The sequence below is a fragment of the Streptomyces sp. B1866 genome, assembly GCF_031932565.1.
GTDB lineage: Bacteria > Actinomycetota > Actinomycetes > Streptomycetales > Streptomycetaceae > Streptomyces.
Window position 1 is genome coordinate 1 of the sequence record NZ_JAVSCF010000274.1, and the last position, 8,182, is coordinate 8,182.

The following is an 8,182-nucleotide window of genomic DNA, read 5'->3' on the forward strand; positions in this document are numbered from 1 at the left end:
GCCCGCTTCGCGGCCGACGTGGACGTGGCGGCCGCGGACCGCGGCGGGCCGCTGGGGCCGGGCACGTGGGACGTCCTGCTCGCCGTACGGGCCCGGGGCGGGTGCCGGACCGCGCCCCTCGGGCAGGCCCGGGACGCCGCCGTCGACCGGGCCGCGCACGGCGGCGGGCTGCGCCGGGTGGTGCGGACCGGGCCGGACGGCCACCTGCGCGTCACGCCGCACCTGACCGGCCCGCACGGCCCGCTGCGGCTGTACGTCGACCGGGTGCCGCACCGCCTCGACGCGCCCTGCGAGTTCCTGCGGACCGCCTGGCACCCGGAACGGCCGGACACGCTGGTCGTCGCGGGCCGGCTGCACACCGGCTTCCCGGTGCCGGAGGGCGCGCTGCGGCTGCGCGTCCGGGACGCCGACGGCGCGACGCGGCACGAGGTGCCCGTACGGTACGAACCGGGCGGCGCGACCGGGGAGTTCACGGCGTGGCTGTGCCTGCGGGACCTCGGCCCCGGCCGGTGGACGCCGACGCTCGTGCTGGCCGGGCCGGCCGACGGCAGGCGCCGCGCGACGCCCGTGCCGCGCCCGGCCGGCCTGCCCGCCACCCGCTGGTCGCGGCGCGGGTGGCGGTACCGCGCCGCGCCGCTGGACCACCCCGAGCTGACGCTGGCGGTGACGTCGGCGGGGCCGCTGGGGGTGCCGGAGGCGGCGGCGGGCCTGTGGGCGCTGCTGCTGCGGCGGCTCCAGGTCACTCAGCGTCAACTTCGCGCCTCGATGTTCACCCCCAAGTGAACGGCGCCGCCGGTACAGTGAGAGACATACCAGCCCCTGGGAACAGGCCGCTGGGAGCAGGTGAGACAGGCGCCGAGCGGGAAATTCCCCGCTTCCCGCCCGGCACCCCGCATCCGCCGAATGGTGACAGACCGTCACCATTCGCGGCCTCCACACACCGCAGTGGGTCGGTAGCGCGCGGCTTACTTCACCGCGCCCGCCATCACCCCCGACACGAACTGCCGCTGGAAGGCGAAGAAGACCGCCAGCGGAACCACCATCGACACGAAGGCACCCGGGCCCAGGATGTCGATGTTGTTGCTGAACTGCCGCGCCTGCTGCTGCAGTGCCACCGTGATCGGCGGGTTCCCGCTGTCCGCGAAGATCAGCGCGATGAGCATGTCGTTCCACACCCACAGGAACTGGAAGATCCCCAAGGAGGCGATGGCCGGACCACCCAGCGGCAGGACCACCCGCAGGAACAGGCGCAGCTCGCCCGCCCCGTCCAGACGCGCGGCCTCCAGCAGTTCGCGCGGGATCTCGGCGAAGAAGTTGCGCAGCAGGAAGACGGCGAACGGCAGGCCGAAAGCGGTGTGGAAGAGCACGACCCCCGTTGTCGTCTCGAACAGCCCGATCTCGCCGAAGAGTTTCGCCACCGGAATCAGCGCCACCTGAACCGGCACCACGAGGAGGCCCACCACGACGAGGAACAGCCAGTCACGGCCCGGGAAGTCCATCCAGGCGAAGGCGTAGCCCGCCAGCGCGCCGATCAGCACCACCAGCACGGTGGCGGGCACGGTGATCAGAGCCGTCGTCCACAGCGAGTCGGTGATCCGCTCGTTGCCCAGCAGGTCGCTGTAACTGCCGAAGGTGAGCTGGCCGGGATCGCCGAAGACCTTCCACCAGCCCGACACGTCCACGTCCGACGGGTCGCGCAGGGAGGACAGCAGCAGCCCGACGGTCGGCATCAGCCACAGCAGGCCGACCAGGATGAGGAAGACCCGCAGCACGCCGCCGCCGGTCCGCGCGGCGATGCGCGCGGCGAGCGACTGTCTTCCGCGTACGACCGTGAGATCCGCGTTCGTCATCGGCGCCGCTCCCTGCGTATCCGGTAGATGTTGAGGACCATCACGGGCAGCACGAGCACCAGCAGGAAGACGGCGATCGCGCTGCCGAGGCCCTGGTTGACGTCCGTGCCGAAGGACGACTTGTACAGCTGGAGGGCGAGCACGTTGGCGTCGTCCTGACTGGACCCCGGCGCGATGATGTAGACGAGGTCGAAGATCTTCAGCACGTTGATCATGAGGGTGATCATCACCACCCCCAGGACCGGGGCCAGCATCGGCACCGTGATGCGGCGGAAGACCTGCCACTCGTTCGCGCCGTCCACCCGCGCGGCCTCCAGCAGTTCGCGGGGCAGGCCCGCCAGGCCCGCCGCGATGAGCACCATGGCGAAGCCCGCCCACATCCACACGTACGAGCCGATGATCGCCGGAGTGACCACGGACGGGCCGAGCCAGTCCACGCCCCGGTAGGGCTCGGCGAAGTTGGACGCGGGCAGCCGCAGGTGGGCGCCCGCGGCGGCCTGCGGCAGGGTGTACGTGCCGTCCGACCGGGACGTCGCCGACGCGACGACGCGGCCGTCCTTCACCGCCTCGATGCGGACGTCGGCGAGCGCCCGTTCACCGGGGTCCAGCACATTGCGCTGCCCGCCGCCGCCCCGGGTGAAGTCCAGCCACACGGTGCCGGTGACCTTCCCGGGCTCGGGCGTGGCCGCCTTGGCCGGCCCGGCGCCGTTCGCGTCGCCGCGCTTCACGCCGACCAGCGGCACCGGCACCGTGCGGCCGGTCGCGGCCACGGACTGCGCGGCGTACGAGTCGTCGCGGTCCAGCGTGAAACCGCCGTCCGGGCGCGGGTGGGCGCCGGGGAAGGGCGGCGGTGCGGAGAAGGTGTCGTGCACGCTCGTCCACATGGCGTTCGCCACGCCCCGGTCCGGGTCCTGCTCGTACACCAGCCGGAAGATGATCCCCGCCGCGAGCATCGAGATGGCCATCGGCATGAAGACGACCAGCTTGAAGGCGGTACCCCAGCGCACGCGCTCGGTGAGCACGGCGAAGATCAGGCCGAGGGCGGTGGCGACGGCCGGAGCGGTGGCGATCCAGATGAGGTTGTTCTTCACCGCCGTGCGGATCGCGTCGTCGGAGAACATCTCCCGGTAGTTGTCCAGGCCGACGAACCCGCCGCCGCCCGCGTCGTACAGGCTGCGGTGGATGGAGTAGCCGATCGGGTAGACGACGAGCGCGCCGAGCAGCACCAGGGCGGGCAGCAGGAAGCAGACCACCACCCACGGCCTGCCGCCGCCCGGCTGTCTGCCCGCTCCACCGCCGCGCCCGCTCCCGGGCCGCCCGGTGCCATCGCCCGACGGGGGCTTCGGCGTGTCCTTCGTGCTGCTCGGCACGGAACCCGTGGGGGCCGCGCCGCCCGCTGCCGCGGTCGACATGGTGTCGCCCTTCCTGTCGCCGTCGTGTCAGTTCTTGTACGCCGCGGCGGCGTCCCGCTCCAGCGCGCGCTGGGTCCCCCGGATGTTCCTCGGGTTCTTCAGGAAGTCCTGGAGCGCCTTCCACTCGCCCTGCCCCGGCTTGCCGCCGAAGGCGGCGGGCGCCTGGTCGGACATGTCGAAGCGGAAGTTGTCGCCCGCGGTGACCAGCGTCCTGGCGATCTCGCGGAACACCGGGTCGGGGTAGGCGGAGATGTCGAGGGACTTGTTGGCCGAGACGAAACCACCCTGCTGGGCCCAGATGCGGGCCGCGTCGGGCGAGGCGAGGAAGGTCAGCAGGGCCTGCGACGCCCGGGTGTTCCGCAGGGCCACGGCCACGTCCCCGCCGGTGACCACCGGGGCCGTGTCGCCCACCGCGGGGAAGGAGAACACGTTGGCCTCCTTGCCCAGCTCCGCCCGGGCGTCGGTGATGTTGGTGGCCGCGAAGTCGCCCTCGAAGACCATCGCCGCCTTCAGCCGGTCGCCCTTGGCGAACGTCTGCGTGACGGATTCGGGGAACTCGGTCTGGAGGGCGCCCGAGCCGCCGCCCGCGACCATGCCCCGGCCGCCCCACAGCTCGGCGAGCGTGGTGAGCGCCTGCGTGACGGACGGGTCGGTCCACTTGATCTTGTGCTGGGCGAGCTGGTCGTACTTCTCCGGGCCCGCCTGGGAGAGGTAGACGTTCTCGAACCAGTCGGTGAGCGTCCAGCCGTCGGCGCCGCCCACGGAGACCGGGGTGACCCCGGAGTCGGAGATCAGCGACGCCTGGTCGAGGAACTCCCGCCAGGTCTTCGGCTCCTTCGCGCCCGCGTAGTCGAAGGCGTCCGTGTTGTACCAGACCAGGGACTTGTTGCTGACCTTGAAATAGACGCCGTACTGGGTGCCCCGGTAGGCGCCCAGGCCCTGCCAGCCCGGGGAGTAGTTCTCGCCGAGCTCCTTGCGGACGGCGTCGTCCGCCGGTTTGAGCCAGCCCTTGTCCGCGAACTCCTGCAGCACGCCGACCTGCTGGAGCATGGCGATGTCCGGCGGGTTGCCTCCGGCGATCTTGGAGCCGACGAAGCCGGAGATGTCGTCGCCGCTGGGCACGAAGGACACCGTGGCGCCGGTGCGCCGCTCGAACTCGTCCAGCACCTTGGTGAACTTCTCCTGCTCAGAGCCCGTCCACACGGCTGTGACCTGGACTTTCTGGCCGTCCAGCCGGGGCAGTGAGACGGCGGTGGGCGCGCTCGGCCCGCCGCCTTGCGCTCCGCCGTCGTCGTCACCGCCGCAGCCCGCGGTGGTGAGCGCGAGCGCGCCGACGGCGGCCAGCGCGAGCGCCGTCCGTGTCCTGCGAGCCGTACGCGGTGATCCACGCATCCCGGTCGTCTCCTCCCATGGCGGCCGTCCCCGTGCCGACCGCGTCCCCGTACGTCGCACAGTCGTACGCCCCGGCCGCGACCGCTAGCAATACCGGGTAACGGGCGGAGGCATCGATTGTGACCGGGCCGTAATGGATGGGGGCGAATGGGCGGGTCAATCGGGTGATGTGGTTGGTTATCCGGTGACTCGCTCCTTTTGGGGTAGGGGTTTCGGGAGGTGTGAGGAGGCGGTCAGAGCAGGGGCGGCGCCGGGAGCGCGCCCGCCGACTGGGCCGCGCGTTGCAGGGCGCTGGCGAGCAGGGCCAGGTCCGTCGGCCCGTTGCCCAGCTCGCGCACCGGGCGGCGGGTCGGCGGGTCGCCCATGCGCTCCCAGTCCAGCGGTACGACCGTGGGCCGCTGGGTCGCCGTGCGGGGTATCCGCCCGGTGACCCGGCCCGCCTGGAACGGGGTCGCCGTCCCGTCCGCCACGCGCAGCAGCCGCCCCCGGCCCGGCCCGGCCTCCGGCCCGGACGCCGCGGCGGGAGGCGCGGCGGCGCCGGGCGGCGCGAGGCGCGGGTCCAGGGTGATCCGCAGCCCGGCCCGCTCGGCGGCGGCCGTGTCCTCGGTGCGCTCCGGGCGGCCGGACGCCGCTACCAGGTGCACGCCGAGCCGGGCGCCGTCGCGGGCGACGGCCTCCAGCGCGCGCACCACCGAGCCCGCCGCGGGCCGTCCCGGGCTGCCGAGGGCCGGGGCGACCAGCGCGTCGAAGTCGTCCACCAGGACCACGAGCCGGGGCAGCGGAGCGTGCGCCGCCGCGTCCGGCGCCGCCTTCCGGGCTGCCTCGCGCCGGCCGCCGGGCTGCTCCGCCGCCTGTCCGGCGGGGTCGGGACCGGCCGGGCCGCCGCGCAGGGTCCGCAGCCGCAGGGTGCCCCCGGCAGCCGCCGCCAGGTCGCCGCGCGGGCCGGGGCCGGACGCCGCACCCGCACCGGGCGCGCCACCGTCCGGGGCGTCCGGGCCCGCGAGGCCCGCTCCCGGGACGCCTACTCCCGTGGTGCCCGCTCCCATGGTGCCCGCTCCCATGGTGTCCGCTCCCACGGTGTCCGGGGCGGGGCCGGCGTCGGCCGGCCACCGGGGGGCGACGACCCGGGCGAGTGCCTGCGCGCCGTCCCGGGCGCCGAGGTGCCGCGCGTGCCATTCGGTGACGTCCTCGTCGCCCAGCAGCTCGGCGCGGCGCTTGAGCTCCGCGCTGAGCGCCTGCGCGAACTCCCGCATCCGCGCCGGGTCGGACGCCGCCAGGTACGTCGACACGTGCGGCAGGTCCGTACACGCCGCCAGCCCGTTGCCGCGCTCCGCCCCGCCGCCGTCGACCAGGACCAGGGCCAGCCGGTCCGGCCGGTCGGCGGCGCACAGCGACGCGGCGGCCGCGCGCAGCAGCTCTGTCTTGCCGGTGCCCGGCGCGCCGTCGACCACCAGGTGCGGCCCGTCCGCCGCGAGGTCCACCGCGAGCGGCCCGCGCGGGCCCGCGCCCAGCACCGCGAGCGCCCGGCCGCCGGCCGGGACGTCGTCCGCGGTCGCCGCCCAGCGGGTCAGCAGGGACGCGGGCGTGGCCCGCGCCAGGCCCAGCTCCTCCAGCAGGCGGGCCGACTCCGGCAGCGCGAGGCCGGCCGGGCGCACCGGGCCGGAGCCGTCCGCCGCGCCGACCGGGAGCAGCGGGGCCAGGGCCCGCGCGAACCGCTCCGCCCACGCGGGCGACACCCCGTCCACCGCCGCCACCACGCCGGGTGCGGCCGGCGGCACGCCGGGCGCACCCCGGTCCCTGCGCACGACCTGCAACCCCGTCGCCACGTCCCCGCTCAGCAGGGCGACCGCCCCGCACTCGGCGAACGCCGCCGAGGCCGCGCACGCGGCCTCGAAACTGGCCGACAGCGGGGAGGCGGGCGACGCGGCGGGCGCCTCGGCCAGGCACACCAGGTGGATGCCCGCCGCGGCGCCGCGGGCCGCGAGTCCGGACACCGTGCCCCGCAGCGCCGCCGAACCCGGGTCGCCGTCCAGGACCACGACCGTGTACGGGCCCGCGTACCGCGCGGCCGCGTCGGCCACGGCGGCGGGCGGCGCCGTCACCCAGTCGGGCCCCAGCTCGCTCTCGTCGAGGCGGCGCACCAGCTCGGCCGCGCGGGCCGCGGCCTGGTCGCGGTCGTAGGCGAGCAGCATCCGGCAGTCCTGTCCGCGCGCCGGGCGGGCGTGCGGCAGCCAGCCGAGCCAGGACCACTCCGCGAGCCGCTCCCCGGCGCTCCGCGCCCGGTCCGTGCTGATCAGCACGATCTCCAGGTCGGTGGGGGAGTGCAGCGCCGCCAGCTGGGCGACGACGGACCGGGCGAGCCCGGCCAGCCGCCCGCGCGGCCCGGCCAGGCCGAGCGAGCCGGCGCCGCGCAGGCCGACGGTGACGGGCACCGCGGGCAGCGGCCCGCCGTCCGGCGCGGTCCGGTCCACCGAGCCCAGCCGCACCGCCAGCGCGTCCGGGTGCCCGGCGCCCCGCTCCCACAGGCGCGGTCCGGGGCCCAGCGCGGCCATCAGCACGGTCGCGGGGTCGGGCCACCGCTCGTGCAGCGCGGCGGCCTCGGCCGCCGTCCGCTCCACGCCGCCGGGCGCGCCCGGCCAGTCGTCCGCCGCTGCCCTGCCTCCGGCCAGCCGCCGCGCCCAGGCTCCTATGCCGCGCCGCCGCGGCGCCGCGGCCGGTTCGGGTGCGGCGGGCTCGCGTACGGCGCTGTGGGCACCGAACAGGAAGCCGCCTCCGTGTGTGAGCCCGCTGTCCCCGGGCGCGCCGCCCGATCCGGGGGCGAGGCCGCTGTCCCGGGCCGCCGCGATGCCCCGGGCATCCCCGGCGCCGTGGGCACCCCAAGGCCCGGGGTCGTCTCCGGACCCGCCACCGCTGCCGCGCGGGGGACCCTCGCCGTACGGCCCGCCGCCGTCCCAGGACTGCCCGCGCTCGCCGCCGCCGGCGGACCGGTGGCCGTCACCGCGCGCGGGTCCGCCGCCGTCCGTGTCGCTCGGCCTGCCGCCCCACGGCCGCCCGCCCTCCACGGTGCCGGCGCCGCCGTGCGGGTGTCCGTCGGCTCCGTACGGGCCGCTGTCCGCGCGCGTGAGGCCGCCGCTGTTCAGGGCGCCACTCTCTCCTCCGCGCGGGAAGCCGTCCCCCTGTGCCGGGCCGTCACCGCCCAGCGCGGTACCCCGTCCGGCATCCGGCCTCGCGCCGTCGTCACCACCTCCGGCGGTGCGGCCCCCCTCGTGGCGGCCGTCGTACGGGCCGCCGCCGTCCCCGTACGGCCGGGGGAGCGGGTACGGACCCGCGGCGGCCTCTTGGCCCTCCGGCTGCCCGGGGACGCGCCGGAGCCCGGCCCGAGGCAGGTCCGCGGGCGGTTGCGTGCCGCGCAGCGGTGTCTCTCGCGCGCGCCGCCGGAGGCGGCCCACCACGCCGCCGGAGCCCACGCCGTCCGGCCCGCCGAGGGGCCCGTCCGCACCGGGGCCGCCGCCCGCACCCGGCGTCGGC

General features: G+C 76.2%; 4 protein-coding genes and 1 pseudogene. 1 reads left to right on the top strand and 4 read right to left on the bottom strand.

Features of this window, described 5'->3' with window-relative positions; genetic code table 11:
• A pseudogene (locus RKE29_RS25410) lies at nt 1-783 on the top strand (glycosyltransferase family 2 protein); the annotation flags it as partial.
• A gap of 182 nt (nt 784-965) precedes the next feature.
• Here RKE29_RS25410 and RKE29_RS25415 read toward each other — a convergent pair.
• The 4 genes from RKE29_RS25415 to RKE29_RS25430 form a co-directional block, all read right to left on the bottom strand.
• The gene (locus tag RKE29_RS25415) at nt 966-1,850 is read right to left on the bottom strand and encodes a carbohydrate ABC transporter permease (protein WP_312007970.1); all 885 of its coding nucleotides are present in this window, start codon (nt 1,848-1,850) and stop codon (nt 966-968) included.
• Entirely contained in the window at nt 1,847-3,262 is a 1,416-nt protein-coding gene (locus RKE29_RS25420) for a sugar ABC transporter permease (RefSeq protein ID WP_312007971.1), read from the bottom strand. The genes RKE29_RS25415 and RKE29_RS25420 overlap by 4 nt, the downstream gene beginning before the upstream one ends.
• A gap of 27 nt (nt 3,263-3,289) precedes the next feature.
• Complete coding sequence (locus RKE29_RS25425; protein WP_312007972.1) at nt 3,290-4,654, bottom strand: extracellular solute-binding protein; 1,365 nt, start codon at nt 4,652-4,654, stop codon at nt 3,290-3,292.
• A gap of 233 nt (nt 4,655-4,887) precedes the next feature.
• Nucleotides 4,888-8,182: FtsK/SpoIIIE domain-containing protein (locus RKE29_RS25430; RefSeq protein WP_312007974.1), on the bottom strand; the 3,295-nt coding region annotated here is incomplete at its 5' end.

Coding starts and splice junctions, on each gene's coding strand:
- RKE29_RS25415 (WP_312007970.1), bottom strand. CDS start 1,850: ATGACGAACGCGGATCTCACGGTCGTACGCGGAAGACAGTCGCTCGCC.
- RKE29_RS25420 (WP_312007971.1), bottom strand. CDS start 3,262: ATGTCGACCGCGGCAGCGGGCGGCGCGGCCCCCACGGGTTCCGTGCCG.
- RKE29_RS25425 (WP_312007972.1), bottom strand. CDS start 4,654: ATGCGTGGATCACCGCGTACGGCTCGCAGGACACGGACGGCGCTCGCG.